The organism is Allofournierella massiliensis (genome assembly GCF_964241245.1).
GTDB lineage: Bacteria > Bacillota > Clostridia > Oscillospirales > Ruminococcaceae > Allofournierella > Allofournierella massiliensis.
On the sequence record NZ_CAXSWZ010000011.1, the window covers coordinates 14,598 to 29,617 of the forward strand.

16 protein-coding genes are annotated in these 15,020 nt (G+C 61.6%); 9 read left to right on the forward strand and 7 right to left on the reverse strand.

Features of this window, described 5'->3' with window-relative positions; translation table 11 throughout:
* Nucleotides 1-160 precede the first annotated feature (160 nt).
* Entirely contained in the window at nucleotides 161-1,522 is a 1,362-nt protein-coding gene (locus ACESYO_RS07385) for an MFS transporter (protein WP_058963526.1), read from the reverse strand.
* Nucleotides 1,523-1,756: 234 nt separating this feature from the next.
* Between ACESYO_RS07385 and ACESYO_RS07390 the strand changes: the two genes are divergently transcribed.
* Genes ACESYO_RS07390 through ACESYO_RS07405 form a run of 4 tightly spaced genes read left to right on the forward strand, consistent with a single transcriptional unit; the run spans nucleotide 1,757 to nucleotide 4,844 of the window.
* On the forward strand, nucleotides 1,757-2,632 hold the full coding sequence (locus ACESYO_RS07390) for a VanW family protein (protein ID WP_373209723.1): 876 nt from the start codon (nucleotides 1,757-1,759) through the stop codon (nucleotides 2,630-2,632).
* Nucleotides 2,629-4,128, forward strand: a complete 1,500-nt coding sequence (locus tag ACESYO_RS07395; protein WP_373209722.1) for an AMP-binding protein — start codon at nucleotides 2,629-2,631, stop codon at nucleotides 4,126-4,128. The genes ACESYO_RS07390 and ACESYO_RS07395 overlap by 4 nt, the downstream gene beginning before the upstream one ends.
* A 22-nt stretch (nucleotides 4,129-4,150) precedes the next feature.
* Nucleotides 4,151-4,384: a hypothetical protein gene (locus ACESYO_RS07400; RefSeq protein WP_346672057.1), complete on the forward strand. Its 234-nt coding sequence runs from the start codon at nucleotides 4,151-4,153 to the stop codon at nucleotides 4,382-4,384.
* 34 nt (nucleotides 4,385-4,418) lie between these two features.
* Nucleotides 4,419-4,844 (forward strand): GtrA family protein, encoded by a 426-nt coding sequence (locus tag ACESYO_RS07405; protein WP_283128890.1) that lies wholly within the window; start codon nucleotides 4,419-4,421, stop codon nucleotides 4,842-4,844.
* Between the two features lie 70 nt (nucleotides 4,845-4,914).
* On the opposite strand, the gene ACESYO_RS07410 is transcribed toward ACESYO_RS07405, so the two are convergent.
* From ACESYO_RS07410 to ACESYO_RS07430, 5 genes are all read right to left on the reverse strand, one after another.
* Nucleotides 4,915-5,877: a hypothetical protein gene (locus ACESYO_RS07410; protein WP_373209721.1), complete on the reverse strand. Its 963-nt coding sequence runs from the start codon at nucleotides 5,875-5,877 to the stop codon at nucleotides 4,915-4,917.
* Between the two features lie 14 nt (nucleotides 5,878-5,891).
* A complete protein-coding gene (locus ACESYO_RS07415) occupies nucleotides 5,892-6,461 on the reverse strand; it encodes a hypothetical protein (protein WP_058963520.1) in 570 nt (189 codons plus the stop codon).
* A 31-nt stretch (nucleotides 6,462-6,492) separates the two neighbouring features.
* Entirely contained in the window at nucleotides 6,493-7,074 is a 582-nt protein-coding gene (locus ACESYO_RS07420; RefSeq protein ID WP_373209720.1) for an anti-sigma factor, read from the reverse strand.
* Complete coding sequence (locus ACESYO_RS07425) at nucleotides 7,071-7,592, reverse strand: RNA polymerase sigma factor (RefSeq protein ID WP_373209719.1); 522 nt, start codon at nucleotides 7,590-7,592, stop codon at nucleotides 7,071-7,073. The genes ACESYO_RS07420 and ACESYO_RS07425 overlap by 4 nt, the downstream gene beginning before the upstream one ends.
* 163 nt (nucleotides 7,593-7,755) lie before the next feature.
* Nucleotides 7,756-8,643 (reverse strand): DUF368 domain-containing protein, encoded by an 888-nt coding sequence (locus ACESYO_RS07430; RefSeq protein ID WP_283128887.1) that lies wholly within the window; start codon nucleotides 8,641-8,643, stop codon nucleotides 7,756-7,758.
* A 309-nt stretch (nucleotides 8,644-8,952) separates the two neighbouring features.
* On the opposite strand from ACESYO_RS07430, the gene ACESYO_RS07435 reads away from it, so the two are divergent.
* The 5 genes from ACESYO_RS07435 (at nucleotide 8,953) to ACESYO_RS07455 (ending at nucleotide 14,139) form a co-directional block, all read left to right on the forward strand.
* A complete protein-coding gene (locus ACESYO_RS07435) occupies nucleotides 8,953-9,792 on the forward strand; it encodes a cell division protein FtsQ (RefSeq protein WP_373209718.1) in 840 nt (279 codons plus the stop codon).
* A 2-nt stretch (nucleotides 9,793-9,794) separates the two neighbouring features.
* On the forward strand, nucleotides 9,795-11,492 hold the full coding sequence (locus ACESYO_RS07440; RefSeq protein ID WP_373209717.1) for an ABC transporter ATP-binding protein: 1,698 nt from the start codon (nucleotides 9,795-9,797) through the stop codon (nucleotides 11,490-11,492).
* A 3-nt stretch (nucleotides 11,493-11,495) separates the two neighbouring features.
* Complete coding sequence (locus ACESYO_RS07445; RefSeq protein WP_346672054.1) at nucleotides 11,496-12,323, forward strand: energy-coupling factor transporter transmembrane component T family protein; 828 nt, start codon at nucleotides 11,496-11,498, stop codon at nucleotides 12,321-12,323.
* A 35-nt stretch (nucleotides 12,324-12,358) separates the two neighbouring features.
* Nucleotides 12,359-13,159: a PHP-associated domain-containing protein gene (locus tag ACESYO_RS07450; RefSeq protein ID WP_373209716.1), complete on the forward strand. Its 801-nt coding sequence runs from the start codon at nucleotides 12,359-12,361 to the stop codon at nucleotides 13,157-13,159.
* 155 nt (nucleotides 13,160-13,314) lie between these two features.
* The gene (locus ACESYO_RS07455) at nucleotides 13,315-14,139 is read left to right on the forward strand and encodes a MurR/RpiR family transcriptional regulator (protein WP_373209715.1); all 825 of its coding nucleotides are present in this window, start codon (nucleotides 13,315-13,317) and stop codon (nucleotides 14,137-14,139) included.
* Between the two features lie 67 nt (nucleotides 14,140-14,206).
* On the opposite strand, the gene ACESYO_RS07460 is transcribed toward ACESYO_RS07455, so the two are convergent.
* Nucleotides 14,207-14,962, reverse strand: a complete 756-nt coding sequence (locus ACESYO_RS07460) for an exodeoxyribonuclease III (RefSeq protein ID WP_373209714.1) — start codon at nucleotides 14,960-14,962, stop codon at nucleotides 14,207-14,209.
* Nucleotides 14,963-15,020 lie beyond the last annotated feature (58 nt).

The window sequence follows — 15,020 nt, forward strand, 5'->3', positions numbered from 1 at the left end:
TTTGCCCCGATCCGCCCCGCCGGGGGGCATACAGACCGGGGATGCTGCGCGGGCAAGGCGCCCGATTTGAATCTCTATCTAGATTATAAAAGAAAACCGCCGCCGGGGCCAGTCGTTTTTTGCCCCGGGGCGGTTTTCTTTTTGTATTTTCTTTCCGGTTTTACTTTTTCCCGTTCAGGTAGCGGGGCAGCACGAAGAAATACAGCCCGCCGCCCACGAAGAAGATCAACAGCAGGCTCAAGATGCCCCAGGGTGCGGCCGCGGTGTCCACCTGAGCCAGCACATCGGCGCTGGCGGTGGCACGGGTCAGGCCCATCTTGTTCAGGGCCACGTTCGAAGCGATGGCGCTGCTCCAGCCCACCAGAGCCGGGCCCATGATGGCGCTGAACTTGCCGAAGATATCGTAGAAGCCGAAGAACTCGCCGCTGCGCTTTTTGTCCGGGATCATCTTGCCGAACATGCTGCGGCTCAGCGCCTGAATGCCGCCCTGGCTGGTGGCCACCATGATGGCCATCACCCAGAACTGCCAGACCTCCCGCAGGAAGAAGCCGAAGATGGTCACACCCACATACACGCAGATGCCCACGCCCACCATGGTGCGGGCGCCGAACTTCTCGCTGGCCTTGATGTACAGCAGGCAGAAGGGCAGGCCCAGCACCTGCACCAGCAGCAGCGCCAGCAGCATGCTGGTGGAATCCAGGCCCAGGGTATCGCCGTAGCTGGTGGACATGTGGATGATGGTGTTCACGCCGTCGATGTAGAAGAAGTAGGCGATCAGATACACGAACATGGCCTTGTGATGGAAGATCTCCTTCACGGTACCGGCCAGGCCCCGCAGTGCGTGGCCCACCGCGCCTTTGGTCTTTTCGTTGTAGCTCTTCTGCTCCACGTTTTTCAGCAGAGGGATGCTGAACACCAGCCACCACACGGCGGTCAGGCCGAAGGCAAAGGACAGGCAGAACAGCATCTTGTCGCTGCCCAGCACCAGATTCAGAATCAGGAAGGTCAGCAGCGGGATGGTGGAGCCGCCGATGTAACCCATGCCGTAGCCCATGGTGGACACCTTGTCCATCCGGTCCTCGGTGGTTACGTCATTCAAAAAGCTGTCGTAGTAAAGATTCGCACCGGCGAAGCCGATGGTGGACAGGATGTACAGCGCCAGCACTGCCATGCCCACCTTTTCCGCCATGCCCGGCTCCATGAAGTCCATCATGGGGGTGGCGGCCATCAGCGCGCAGGATACAACGCCCACCAGCATGAAGCCCACAAACAGCTTTTTGCGCATGCCCTTGAAGTCGCCGAACACACCCAGCACCGGGGCCAGCAGCGCCACGATGGCCATGGCCGCGCTAGTGGCGTAGCCCCAGGTGCTCATACCGGAGGCAGAGTCCGCCATGTAACCCGCAACCGTATTGTAGAAGATGGGCAGGATGGTGACCACGATCACCGAGTGGGCGCTGTTGGCCCAGTCGTACATCATCCAGCTCTTTTCTTCTTTTGTATATCCTTTGAGCAGTTTCATTCCTTCTCACCTTTCCACCGGGCCGAAAACAGCGCCGGCAACTGTTCAAATTTTTGAAATAATCCATGTTCAGTGTAGCACGGGCAGGCGCAAAGTACAACCAAAAAGCATTTTACAAATGCGTTTATTTTTTAACAACGCATTCCGGTCTGTTTGACATTACTGCCGGGATATTGTATCGTAAACTTATTCCTTTTCCCCGCAGAACCCGCACAGCAAGGAGGGCGAAGCGCCATGGCGCGGCGAAAACTGTTTTGTGAATACGGCCCGGTATGCTACTGGATCTCTCTGCGCAAGGAGCGGCTTTTGCGCCGTGTGCGAGATCTGGCGGGCCGCCAGCGGTTTGCCTCCACCCGCCAGACTGAGCCTCTGCCTGCTTTGGTGAAAGGCCACTGCTCGGTGATCCGCCGCCGGCTGGCCGGAGTGGATCCCCGGCTGCAGGAGGGCAAGGCCCGCAACCTGGAGCTGGCCGCCGCGCAGGTGAACGGGCTGATCATCGCCCCCGGCGAAACCTTCTCCTTCTGGCGCACGGTGGGCAACGCCACCCGCCGCAGGGGCTATCAGGAAGGGCTGACCATCTCCGGCGGGCAGCTGGGCCGGGGCATCGGGGGCGGGCTGTGCCAGCTGGCAAACCTGATCCACTGGCTGGTACTGAACAGCCCCCTCACCGTAACTGAGCTGCACCATCATTCCGATGCCCTTTTCCCGGACGAGCGGCGCACCGTGCCCTTCGGCACCGGAACCTCGGTGTTTTACAACAATGTGGATTACCGCTTTCGCAACGATAGCGATCAGCCGGTGCAGCTGCTGGTCTGGCTGCGGGAGGACGAGCTCTGCGGCGAGCTGCGCTGCCTGCGCCCCTTCCCCTGCCGCTACCGACTGGTGGAGGAAAACAGCCACTACGCCCGCCTGGACGACGGCTACTACCGGCTGAGCCAGGTCTACAAGCTCACCATTGACCGGGCCAGCGGCCGGACACTGCGCCGGGAGCTGATTCTGGACAATCACTCCCGGGTACTGTTCGACCCGGCCCTGATTCCGCCGGAAGAGCTGCGCAGGGAGGACGGCGGCCAATGGTGCCCTGACCCGCAAAAGGAGAATGCTGTGTGAACAATCGGATTTGTTTGAATGATCTTGTGGAACGCTGTGCCAAAAGCCCCCATCTGCCCGCCTACGAAAGCGGCGGATGGGGGCTTAGCTACGGCCAGCTGCTCACCCGTGCCCGGGTTCTGGCCGCGGCGCTGGAGCAGCTCTGGCCGGGCGAAGGCCCCATCCTGCTTTACGGCCACAAGCAGCCCGCCCTGCCGGTGGGCATGCTGGCCTGCCTGCTGGCGGGCCGGGCATACGTTCCCTGCGACGAGGGCTGGCCTGCCGCCCGGGTGGAAACCGTGTTCCGCCAGGCGGGGGCCGCCGCCCTGCTGTTTGCCGACGAAGCCCCCGCTCCCTGGCCGGAAGAGCTGCCGACCGCGCCCCTCTGGCCCATGTGCGAGCCGGGCATTATTGAGCCACTGGCTGCGCCCCGCCCCTGCAGCCCGGAACAGACCGCCTACATTCTGTTTTCCTCCGGCAGCACCGGCCATCCCAAGGGAATTCCGGTGCCCCGGCGGGCGCTGGCGAACTTTGCCCGCTGGATCACCGCCCGGCCCGCGCTGACCCTCGCCCCCGGCGAGACGGTGGTAGGGCAGGCAGGCTTTTCCTTCGATCTCTCACTGGCAGATCTGACCCTTGCCTTCTGCGGGCAGGGACGGCTGGTGAGCCTTTCCCGTGAAGAACTGGCCGACCCGGCGTTGCTGTTCCGGCAGCTTTCGGCCAGCGGCGCGGCGGTGCTGGTGTGCACCCCCACCTTTCTGGAGCTGTGCCTGTGCGACAAAAGCTTCTCCCCGGCGCTGATGCCGAAGCTGCGGGCGGTGTTCTGCTGCGGCGAGGTGCTGCCGCGGCCTGCGGCGGAGAAATTCCTGTCCCGTTTCCCCGGCGCAGCCCTGCTGAACGCCTACGGCCCCACCGAGGCCGCCTGCGCGGTGTGTGCGGTGAACGCGGCCGACGCGCTGGCCACCTTTGCCGACGGCCCTCTTCCGGTGGGTCTTGTGGAGCAGTCTGCGGTGGAAATCGCAGCGCTTGGCCCAAAGGGAGAACTCCTTGCCGAAGGGGAGCCCGGCGAGCTGGCCCTGCGGGGCGAGAGCGTGTTTTCCGGCTACCTGCCCGGCAGCGGCGACGCCCGGTTTTCCGGCGGCTGGTACCGCACCGGCGACAGCGGCTTTGTGAAGGGCGGCCATGTGTGGTGCACCGGTCGGCTGGACGACCAGCTGAAATACTGCGGCTGGCGCATCGAGCCCGGCGAGGTGGAAGCCGCACTACACGCTCTGCCCGGTGTGGAGCGGGCGGCGGTGCTGCCCCAGCGCTCACCGGACGGCCGGGTGCGTCGGCTCTGCGCCTTTTTGCAGGCAGCCCAAAGCGCCCGCCTGCCGGAAGAGGAAGTTCGCCGTCTGCTGGCTCAGCGCCTGCCCGCCTACATGCTGCCCGGCCGGCTGTTCTGGCTGGACGAGCTGCCGGTGACCGAAAACGGCAAGTGCGACCGGGCGCAGCTGGCCCGGGAATTTCTGCTGTGATCGCCGAAAGGAGACATTTTCAATGCAACTGACCGACGACATGATCCTGAGCCTGATCGCCAACGCCTGCGGCACGCCCCGGGCGCTGGAGGAAGGTGTGGATCTGATCGAAAGCGGGCTGATGGATTCTCTTGCCCGCATCACCCTGTTCGAGGGGCTGGAGGATCTGGGTGTGGAGCTCTCCCCCACACAGCTTGCCCCCGATGCACTGCGCAGCGCCCCCGCCATTCTGGCCGCGGTGCACGCGGCGCTGTAGCCCCACTGTTTTTGTCTGAATGGAGTAAGGTTTCATGTGTTCTTCCAATTCTGAGCCCCCGGCCGCAAAACGCGGCTGGCGAACCTTTGTGCCCTTTGCTGCCTCCTCGCTGGTTTCCTCCGGGGTGGATCTTGGGGCGTTCTGGCTGCTGTGCTGCGCATTGCGGCCCTATCTGCCGGAGGCAGTCTACATCACCGCCGCCACCATTGTGGCACGGGTGCTTTCCAGCCTGATGAACTATCTGATCAACTATTTCTTCGTCTTTCAGAGCCGTGCGGCGCACCAGCGCAGCGCCACGCTCTATACCATTCTCACCATTCTGAAAACGCTGGCCAGCGCATTTTTCGTCTCGCTGCTGGTGGGCCTTGTTCCCGGTCTTCCCGAGCTGGGCGCCAAGATTCCGGTGGATGTGGCTCTCTTCGTGATCAATTATCTTGTGCAGAACGCCTTTGTCTACTGATATTCAAAAAAGCCCCGCAGAGTATGCGTCATTACGCAGCTCTGCGGGGCTTTTGCGTATTGAATTTTTCTCAGCCGTTCTCCATGGCGGTCACTTCCGCGCTGGTCTCACCGGCTTGTTCCATGGTGATCTCTGTGGAATCAGCTTCCGGCTGAGGCTCCTGCAGGTCGGTATTCTCCTGTTCGGCCAGATGCTCCGTCAGCTCATCCTCATCCCACCAGGTGTAACTGTCGTCCTCCCAGTAGCGCACCATGTGGGTCACCTGAACCGCCAGCTCCTGAGCACTGGCGTTCATCTGGAATGGGCCGCCGATCTGCAGCTCCCACTGATCGTCGCCATTCTCCGAATGGAAGTCCACCTGATCCACGCCCAGCTCCCGCAGGGCGGGCAGCATCTGCGCGCAGGCCTCGGCAAAGGCATTTTCATCCGCATAGATTCCGGCCAGTGTCAGATTCACCCGCACCAGATCCTCGGTTTTCAGATCCGCCAGCGTCATTTCCCTGTCGAACTCCATCCGGTTCAGGTCCACATAGCTGTAACCATCCAGCACGATTCCGTCAGGCAGCTTCTCATTCAGCTGCTCCTCCAGCTCCTGCTCCAGCCGCCGCTCAGTGTACTCCCGATCCGGCCCGTAATAGCGCAGCAGAATGGGCAGGGTGGCCGCGCCCATGCTGGCGCAGATGAGCACAAAGCAGACAAACATGCTCAGCAGATCGTATTTCAGCTGGGCGTCACCCTTACGGGCATTGGCCCACAGTACCTCTACACCCAGAGCCACCAGCACCAGCGGAGCCAGCTTTGCCACGGTGAACAGCGGGAAATCCGGCAGAATCATGCTTGCGGCAATGCAGCCGCCGGTAAGGATCAGCGCAATGCCCAGCGTGAAAAAGCCCACCCGGCGCACCTTCGGCCGCTCCTGGTGCATCTTCTGCGCCCGCCGGGGCTGCGGTGCGCCCTGCGGCCGGTCTGCCTGCATTTCCGGCTGTGCGGTTTCTTCCATGGGGTTCATCGGTTCAAAATCGGTATTGTTCATTGCCTGTTCCTCCCTCATTCACCCTTGTATTCGGTGAAATCGTCCTCCAGATCCTGCGGCAGCTCGCCGCCCTTTTTCGGTCCGGAGCCCCGGATCAGCCGAACGCCCGCATACACAAAGATCACCGACACCGCCAGCGTGGGCAGATTGTTGATGAGGGAACGCACCGCGTTCACCACCGGGTTGTCGTAACCGAAGATGTCGGCCAGATCCCACACCCAGGGATAGATGAAGTTGGAGTAAAGGCCCCAGACGCCCAGCAGCACCAGGCCCCAGCCCACCAGATTGTGGCGCTGCATGGCCAGCCGGGCAAGGCCTTTCAGTTCGTCCAGATTGAACTGGTACTCGTCCGGCGGGCAGATGCCCATCTTCAGCTGGCTGCGCAGATTCAGCGAATCGAAGAAGCTGTACATATACACCACGGCGGCGAACACCGCGATGGGGCCGAACAGCCCCGCTCCCAAAGCGATGAGCAGCACAAAGGCGGTCACCTGAGAAAGGCCCCGTTTCATGTATCCCTGATACATCTGACCCGCGCCCGGGATAAAGGAAAAGCAGAAGGTCAAAAATCCATTTTTGATCATATTGTCGCACGCTCCCATTCAGTCGTTTTGATCAGTTGTCCTGCCGGTTGATCAGCTGGCTCAGCCACTGGCCCAGCCCGCCGTTCTCTGTATCGTCCGGCTCATCCGGCCCGGCTTCTTCCGGATCATCCAGCTGGTGCACGTTTGCCGGCCGGTGCTCCGGGCCAAGGCCGTTGTCTGGCCGGGCCGGTTCGCCCCCGTCGGCCACACCGATGCGCTCCAGCAATTGGCCCAGCGGGCCAGGCTCCTGCTCCTGTGCGGTCTGCTCCAGCGCGGGAGGCTGGATGGCCAGCGCCTCCATGGCTCCGCCAAACACACCGCTGTACCACAGGCCCGCAGTGATCACCACCGCGGCGGCCGCCGCTGCATACCGGTTCCAGGCGCTCTTCACGGCCCGGCGGCGCAGCCTGCGCATCACCGGCAGAGTTACGTCCTGCTCCGGCTCCTCCAGCACATCCCCGGTAAGCAGAGCGGTATATCGCGTCAGGCACTCGTCGCAGAAGCTCAGATGCTCCGCGGCTTCCAGCCGCTGCAATTCATCCAGCGTACCGTCGATGAGGGCCTGCAGTCCCTCGTCGCTCAGATGGCCGTTTTGTAAAAACAGTTCCGTCATTGCGCCTGTCTCCTTTCTGTGATCTGCTGCTGCAGCAGGCGTTTTGCCCGATACAGCTGGGTATGTACCGTTTTGGGCGGGCGGCGCAGAGCGCGGGCGATCTCTTCCACGCTGCGCTCCTGCAGAAAATACATCACCGACACCTGGTAATAGGGCTCCCGCAGGTCCTTTACCATCTGGCGGATCGCCTGGGCCTCGGCCTCGCTCACCGTCAGATCCTCCGGCCCGGGGGGTGCCGCGCCCACCGCCGCCGTTTCCGGCATGGCCTCGTCGCCGGGGGTCATCACCCGCCGGTTCCAGGCGCTCTTCAAATGGTCGCGGGCTTTGTTGGTCGCGATACGGGCCAGCCAGGGCCTGTAATGTTCGGGCGGGCAGTCATCCATGTGAGAAAAGGCTGCAACAAATGTATCCTGGGTCAGGTCCTCCGCCAGCTGATGATCCCGTACCAGCTGGTAGCACACGGTATAGACCAGCTTTTGATACTGCTCCACCAGTGCGCTGAACTGTGCATTGGTCACTCGGCTGAACGCCCCCTTCCCTTACTTGTTTGCCCCTTCGCCGAATACAACGAACCTGGAAGGAGGTTTTCTTCACAAATTGAAAGATTTTTTTGCCTTGGGCAATCCCGCACAAAAAAACGAGCAGGCGGCGCGCCGCTTGCTCGTTTTTTCAAAGGATGAATCAGGCCTCTTCCTTGCTGCCCATCAGCCAGGTGACCCAGGCGCCCAGGGCCGCCAGCACCAGGCCAACCACCAGCTCCACCACCGAGAAGCCGCTCAGAGCGTCGGCAGAATAGAGGATGGCAAAGGGAGAGGAGACGATCAGGCCGATGATGGCCGCGAAAGTCTGGCTGGGGAATCGCTGGAACAGATACTCAATCACCTTGGCGATCAGGAAGATGCCCAGCACAACACCCACACCGAAGGGGGCCAGCAGCAGGCAGTTGTTGATCACGCCGCCGATGTCCATGTCCTTGAGCATGGTTACGGTGCCAGTGACCAGCGCCAGAATGGTGCTGTAATAGCCCAGCACCATCAGCACCATGCTGCCGGACACACCGGGAATTACCATGGTGGCGCTGGCGATCAGGCCCAGCAGGAACAGCACCACAATGGTGCCGGGGTTCAGGGTCAGGGTCTTGACCGCACCCTCGGAGCCCTGCAGCAGAGGCAGGCCCACGCCGATGGCCAGCAGCACCAGGAAGCTGATCACTTCGCCCGCACCGATGCGGCCGCCGGGCTTTTTGGCCACGTTGCGGGTCAGGTTCATCCACAGGATGGGCAGGCCGCCCAGAATCAGGCCCACAAAGGTCAGGCAGGTAGCCAGCACATGGGCCTCCAGCAGGTACTCCAGCAAAAAGCCGAAGCCCACAATGCCGATGCCCATGCCGATGCCCAGAGGGATCAGCAGCTTCATGCTCTCCTTAAAATGCTTGAACAGGCCGGTCACCGCGCTGATCAGCTTGTCGTAGATGCCCATGGACACCGCCATGGTGCCGCCGGACACGCCGGGAATGATGTTTGCGATACCGATCACGATACCGCGCAGGATATCCAGTAAAGCTTTCATAATAAACCGCGTTTCCTTTCTTTTGGATCAGAGGTTTCTCTCGTTCTCATTCAGACCCCTTGCTTTGGGCCTGACCTTTTTACTATACCGTATCCCGCTGCTGCATGCAACCCAAAAACAGCGTTTTCCCTTCTCCTTCCCACCGTTTTGTGGGCAAATGCCCGCAATTTTGTCCAGAAAGAAAATTAACTTGCATTTAACATTTATTTGCAGGAAAAACTTACATTTTCTCTGGTACACTGATGATGCACCCGAAATGCCGGGTGCGGACTGCTTTGAGAACGAGAAGAAAACGGGAGGAATCCATTCATGAACGCATCGCAAAAAACGACTGCCACCCAGTCGCAGAAACTGATGATTTTTGTTTTGACCATGTCGCTCTACGGCCTGGCCACCCTGTTTACCGAGCTGATCCCCAAGTTCCAGATCGGTCTGGTGGAATTCTCGGTGGAATATTTTCTGTTCATCCCCCTCACCCTGGCCATGCTGTTCGACCCGCTGAGCGCGGCGCTGGGCGCTTCCACCGGTGAGCTGGTATTCAGTGAGATCATGCTGGGCCAGTTCGGCGGCCTGGGCGAGCTGGAGAAGTTCATCACCGTTGCCATCGGCGTTTACATCGCCGGCCGTCTGGTGAAGGATCCCCGCAACAAGCTGGCGGTGGGCGCGGCCGCCTTTGCGGGCACCGGCCTGCAGCTGTTCATGGGCGCTGTGGTGGACGTGCTGAAGGTGCAGTTCGCCGTGGAGGATTTTGAGGCCGTGGCCGGCCTGCCCGAAAGCGTATTTGCCACCGAGGGCTTCGCCTTCCTGAACGATTTCCTGTTCAGCGGCATTCTGTTCTGCATGCTGCCCACTCTGTATCTGGTTCCCCGCCTGTACGGCAAGATCGAGCCCCTGCTGGGCATGGCTCCCCGCACTGCGGGCGCAGAAGGCGGCGTAAACCTTCGGGTCGCGGGCATCTGCGTGCTGGGCTTCGTGGTGGCTGTTCTGGCTGAGCTGGCCGCCACCGCCGGCATGGCCCTGATCGACTGGGAGGCCAGCTGGGCTGAAAGCGGCACCGCAATGGCCGCCGGCATGGTGGTTGCCGCCGCGCTGGCTGTGATTGTGCTGGTTGCCCTGAAGAAAAACAGCGAAAGGAACGTGGCTGGCTGATCATGAACGCAGTGGAGATCCAACACCTGACCTACACCTACCCCGGGGCGGAAAAGCCCACCCTGAACAACCTTTCCCTCACTGTGGAGCAGGGCGACTTTCTGGCCATTGTGGGCAACAACGGCTGCGGCAAAAGCACCCTGTGCAAGGTGCTCAACGGCCTGATCCCCCATTTCATCACCGGCCGGTTTGAAGGCCTTGTCACCGTGGACGGGCAGGACACCCTGAGTGCCGATGTGGGTGAGCTTGCCCGGAAGGTGGGCTATGTTTATCAGGATTTCGAAAACCAGATCGTTCGCCCCACCGTGTTGGACGACGCCTCCTATTCCTGCCTGAACTACGCCTTCCCCGATTACAAGGATCGGGGAAGGCGCGCTCTGGCCCAGTGCGGGCTGGAGGGGCGCGAGGAGGAATATGTGTGGCAGCTGTCCGGCGGGCAGACCCATCTGCTGGCGCTGGCGGGCGCGGTGTCGCTGCAGCCGGGCATCCTGATTCTGGATGAGCCCATCGCCCAGCTGGATCCCATGCACGCCGACCGCATTTATGAGGTGCTGAGGGATCTGAACCAGAACCACGGCAAGACCATCATCGTGATTGAGCATCACACCGAATACATTGCCGATTACTGCAAAAACGTTCTGCTGTTGAAGGACGGTCAGGTGCAGTGGAAGCTGCCCACCGAAAAGGCCCTTCAGCGGGTGGATGAGCTGGAACACTGCAACATCTTTCCGCCGCAGGTAACCCAGGCGGGCCGACTGCTGCAAAAGCGGGGTCTGCTGGCAGAGGACGCGCCCCTGCCCACCACCGTGGACACCGGAGTCGACTGTTTTTCCGCCTTGCCCTTCCGGCTGCCCGCTCCAGCACCCGCATCTGTGGTGCCGGATGCTCCGCAGGCCGTGGAGTTTGAGAACATCCAGCTGCGTTACCGCTCGGTGAAGGGCGAAGCCCGCACCATTTTTGACGGGCTGAATCTGACCATCCGCCAGGGCGAGCGGGTGGCGCTGATCGGCTCCAACGGAGCGGGCAAGTCCACCCTGATGAAGCTGATGGTGGGCCTGCTGCGCCCCGCCGAGGGCCAGGTAAGCCTGCTGGGCCAGCCGGTGGGCGACCGCCGGGCCGAGGAGCTGGGGCGTTTGATCTCACTGATCTACCAGAACCCGGAGGAAATGTTCATCAAGGACTCCATCCGGGCCGACATCGCCTATGCCATGCAGGTGCGGGGCGTGCCGGACTGGCAGACCCGCTGTGAGGAGCTGCTGGCCCGGTTCCGGCTCACCGAGCTTGCCGACCGGGACGGACGGCTGCTCTCCGGCGGCCAGATGCGCCGGGCCAGCCTTGCCATCGGCGTGGCGCTGAACCCGGCCATTCTGCTGCTGGACGAACCCACCGCCAATCTGGACATCGCCACCCGCCGGGAGATTCTGGGCGTGCTGGAGGAGATGAAGGACGTGATCCACACGGCGGTCATCGCCACCCACGACATGCAGCTGGTCTGCCAGTGGGCGGATCGAATCATCGTGTTGTATCAAGGCCAGGTGATTGCCGACGGCCCCCGGGACGAAATCTTTGCCCGGCAGGACGTGATCGACCGGGTGGGCATCCGCCCGCCGGAAATCTTCGCCATGGCCCGCCGGCTGGACCCTGCCGCCCGCTGCTACACCGTGAACGACTTTGTGAACGCCTTCGAGGAGGCCGAATAAACCATGCTGAACAAACTTTCGGAAAATATCCTGGACAAATTCTCCATGGATTTTCTGCGCAATCAGGTGCTGAAAAACGCCTACGGAAACGACGATACCCCCATCGCCGCACTGGACCCCCGGGTTCTGCTGGTGTGGTACCTGTTTTTTGGTCTGGTGCCCTGGTTTGTGAACGATCTGCCCTTTCTGCTGGGCTGCTTTGTGCTGGTGACCATCACCACCCTGCTGGCGAAGGTGGCCGGGCTGGTGCTGTTCCTGTTCGGTCTGGGCGTTTTCTCCCAGACCGGTTACCTGTTTCTGGTCACGCTGCTGTTCGGCGGCAACGCCTCCGCCGTGGCCCCGCTGCTGGTGCTCACCCTGAAGGTGGCCACCATCTCGCTGGCATCCATCACGGTGTTTTCCGGCCTGGACCCGGACCGGCTGAGCAACGGCCTGATGTGGTTCGGCTGCCCCGAGCGGCTCAGCTTTTCCATCTCCTACGCCTACCGGATGCTGCCCATGCTCATGGAGGAATTCCAGAACGTGCTGCTCTCGTTCCGGCTGCGGGGCAACCCGCCCGCCCACGAGACCATCTGGGGTAAAATCCGGTATCTTGCCTACCAGATCAAGGTGGTGATCTGGGCCTTCTACCCGCTGATGCTCAATACCGCCAAGCGCTCCCGCACCACGGTGGAGGCGCTGGAGCTGCGGGGCTATCGCTACGCCGCCGTAAACAAAGAGGTGAAAAAGATCAAGCTTTCCACCCTTCAAATCCGCTACGACGACTGGCTGTTTCTGGCGATTTCCGCTTTGTGGGTCTGCCTCACGGTATTTGTCTCCACCCTGCTGTGAGCATTCGATCCGCCGTTTGAAAAAAGGAAGTGTTTTTGTTGCTGTTTGATTTCCACACCCACGGCAAGCTGGCCAAAAAGCTGCCGTTTTCCACCGCCTACACCGACTGGCTGTTCGGTGAGGCCCGCCGGGCCGGGCTGGACGGCCTGTGCCTGACCGAGCATTTCAACACCCTGCAATTTGAGGATCTGTATGGTTATCTGGCTTCGGTGAGCCAGCGCACCGGCGACTGCCTTGTGCTGGAAAACGGCCTGCGGGTCTTTCCCGGCATGGAAACCGACGTGGCCGAGTGCGGCCATATTCTGAGCATCGGGCCCATGGAGACCATTCTGGAGCTGAATCGCCGCCTTGCCCCCCACAAGGAGCGGGGGCACTTCCCTCCTCTGGCCCAACTGCTGGATCTGTTTGAGGAATACCCGGTGCTGGTGGGCTGCGGCCATCCCTACCGGGCGCCGGGCCATGTGCCGGAGCAGCCTATGGAGCAGCTGCGCCGCTTTGCATTTCTGGACATGAACGGCAAGGACATGGCCATGGACCCGGAACGCACCCGTGCGCTGACCACCCAGCTGGGCAAAGCACTGGGTATTCCGGTGGTCTCCGGCAGCGATACCCATCAGGCAGTACAGTACGGCTGCATCGCCACCCGCTTTGAGCGGGAGTTCACCACCGTGGAGCAGCTGCGTCAGGAAATGAACGCCGGCCGCTACTCCATCGAGCTCAGCGAACAGGCCCCCTTCCTGGTGCGCACTGCCGGTCTGCTCAAGCGTTCGCTCAAGGAGATTCACGCGCTGGGCGGCGACTATGTGGAGGTTCTCACCAGCCAGGCTCCCGTATAAAAAAGCCCTCTTCCCCCGTGCCGGGTTTTCACGCCCGGTGCGGGGCTTTTTTACACGCCTTTTCTGGACAGGCCCCGCCCGCCGGGGGTATAATGCAACCAGCGGCCCCTTTCGCCGCATTTTTCTGTATATCAATCGAACGGGGATTCAATGCCATGGAACTGCGCCTTCCCATTCCGCCGGAACAGCTTACCCGGGCGGAACGCTCCATTCTGGATTTCATCAACACCAATACCGACGCCTTTCTGTTTCTGTCCATCGGGCAGCTGGCGGAACGGCTGGGCCTTTCCGAGGCCACCCTTTCCCGCTTTGCCCGCCATGTGGGCTGCCGGGATTTCAAAGCCCTGAAAACGCTGGTTCTGGAACAGGCTGCCGCCGGGCCGGCGGTAAAGCTGGCCGCCACCCTGCAGCGGTCCGGCCGCTTTTCGCCCCGGGACTGGCTGGCCAGCCAGCAGGCCTGTCTGGAAACCACCGCCGCCCAGCTGGACGAAGCGGAATTTGACCGGGCGGTGGCCGCCCTTGCCGGTGCAGGCCGGATCTACATCCACGGCAAAAACGCCTCGGCCAGTCTTGCCCGGCTGCTGCACTTCCGGCTGCGCCGTCTGGGGCTGGACGCCCGGCTGCTGCCCACCTCCGGCTCCGAGCTGCTGGAGGGTCTGGCAGGTGCGAAAAAAGGCGATGTGGCGGTGCTGTTCAGCTTTTCCAAACTCAGCCGGGAGGGCCGCATCCTGCTGGAGCAGGGGCGCGCCGCAGGCTACACCACCCTGGCCTTTGTGAGCCGCACCTGCCTGCCGCCGGATCAGGCGGCGGACATCAATCTGTTCGCCTATCGGGGGCCGGAAAAGGAATACCACTCCATGGCCGCCCCCGCCGCACTGGTGGACGGGTTGCTGGTGGCCCTGACCCAGGAACTGGGCCCCCGCGGCGCAGCCGCGCTGGAACGGCTGCAAAAGCTGAAAAAGCAGTATTATCCCGGATAACAGAAAACACCCGGCGGGAAGCAGGCAGGCTCCGCGCCGGGTGTTTTTGTTTTGTGAATTTGAAGGATCACAGATCAAGGATCAGGCCCACCGGGCAGTGGTCGCTGCCCTCGATGTCCGCATAGATCAGGCTGTCCTTCACCTTGTCCATCAGCCGGTTGGACACAATGAAATAGTCAATGCGCCACCCCGCGTTATTCTTGCGGGCGTTGAAGCGGTAGCTCCACCAGCTGTACGCGCCGGTTTTGTCCGGATAGAGAGCGCGGAAGCTGTCCGAAAAGCCGCTGGCCAGAAGGTTGGTCATCTTTTCCCGCTCCTGATCGGAAAAGCCCGCGTTGCCCCGGTTGGACTTGGGGTTCTTCAGGTCGATCTCGTTGTGGGCCACATTCAGATCGCCGCAGTAGATCACCGGCTTTTCCCTGTCCAGCTCCATCAGGTAGGCGCGCAGATCGTCCTCCCACTGCATCCGGTAGTCGATGCGGGCCAGCCCCTCCTGGGCGTTGGGGGTGTAAACGTTCACCAGATAAAACTCCGGGTATTCCAGCGTGATGGCCCGGCCCTCGTGGCTGTGCTCCTCCGGCCCGATGCCGTAGCGCACACTCAGCGGCGGCTGCTTGCAGTAGCAGGCGGTGCCGGAATAGCCCTTTTTCTTGGCACTGTAAAAATACTCGGTGTAGCCCTCCGGCTCAAATTCCGCCTGCCCGGGCTGGCACTTGGTCTCCTGCAGGCAGAAGATGTCCGCATCCAGCGCGGCAAAACTCTCGGCAAAGCCCTTTTTCAGCACCGCCCGCAGGCCGTTCACGTTCCAGCTGATGAATTTCATCGCAAGCCCTCCAAAACAGTAACTTTTCCTGATTATACCGAATTTTCCTGCAGTGTGC

Bases quoted from the DNA above. Each gene is read 5' to 3' on its own strand.
- ACESYO_RS07420 (WP_373209720.1), bottom strand. From the start codon at position 7,074: ATGACGGAACTGTTTTTACAAAACGGCCATCTGAGCGACGAGGGACTG.
- ACESYO_RS07410 (WP_373209721.1), bottom strand. From the start codon at position 5,877: ATGAACAATACCGATTTTGAACCGATGAACCCCATGGAAGAAACCGCA.
- ACESYO_RS07455 (WP_373209715.1), top strand. From the start codon at position 13,315: ATGGAACTGCGCCTTCCCATTCCGCCGGAACAGCTTACCCGGGCGGAA.
- ACESYO_RS07405 (WP_283128890.1), top strand. From the start codon at position 4,419: ATGTGTTCTTCCAATTCTGAGCCCCCGGCCGCAAAACGCGGCTGGCGA.
- ACESYO_RS07415 (WP_058963520.1), bottom strand. From the start codon at position 6,461: ATGATCAAAAATGGATTTTTGACCTTCTGCTTTTCCTTTATCCCGGGC.
- ACESYO_RS07400 (WP_346672057.1), top strand. From the start codon at position 4,151: ATGCAACTGACCGACGACATGATCCTGAGCCTGATCGCCAACGCCTGC.
- ACESYO_RS07390 (WP_373209723.1), top strand. From the start codon at position 1,757: ATGGCGCGGCGAAAACTGTTTTGTGAATACGGCCCGGTATGCTACTGG.
- ACESYO_RS07445 (WP_346672054.1), top strand. From the start codon at position 11,496: ATGCTGAACAAACTTTCGGAAAATATCCTGGACAAATTCTCCATGGAT.
- ACESYO_RS07460 (WP_373209714.1), bottom strand. From the start codon at position 14,962: ATGAAATTCATCAGCTGGAACGTGAACGGCCTGCGGGCGGTGCTGAAA.
- ACESYO_RS07440 (WP_373209717.1), top strand. From the start codon at position 9,795: ATGAACGCAGTGGAGATCCAACACCTGACCTACACCTACCCCGGGGCG.
- ACESYO_RS07430 (WP_283128887.1), bottom strand. From the start codon at position 8,643: ATGAAAGCTTTACTGGATATCCTGCGCGGTATCGTGATCGGTATCGCA.
- ACESYO_RS07435 (WP_373209718.1), top strand. From the start codon at position 8,953: ATGAACGCATCGCAAAAAACGACTGCCACCCAGTCGCAGAAACTGATG.
- ACESYO_RS07385 (WP_058963526.1), bottom strand. From the start codon at position 1,522: ATGAAACTGCTCAAAGGATATACAAAAGAAGAAAAGAGCTGGATGATG.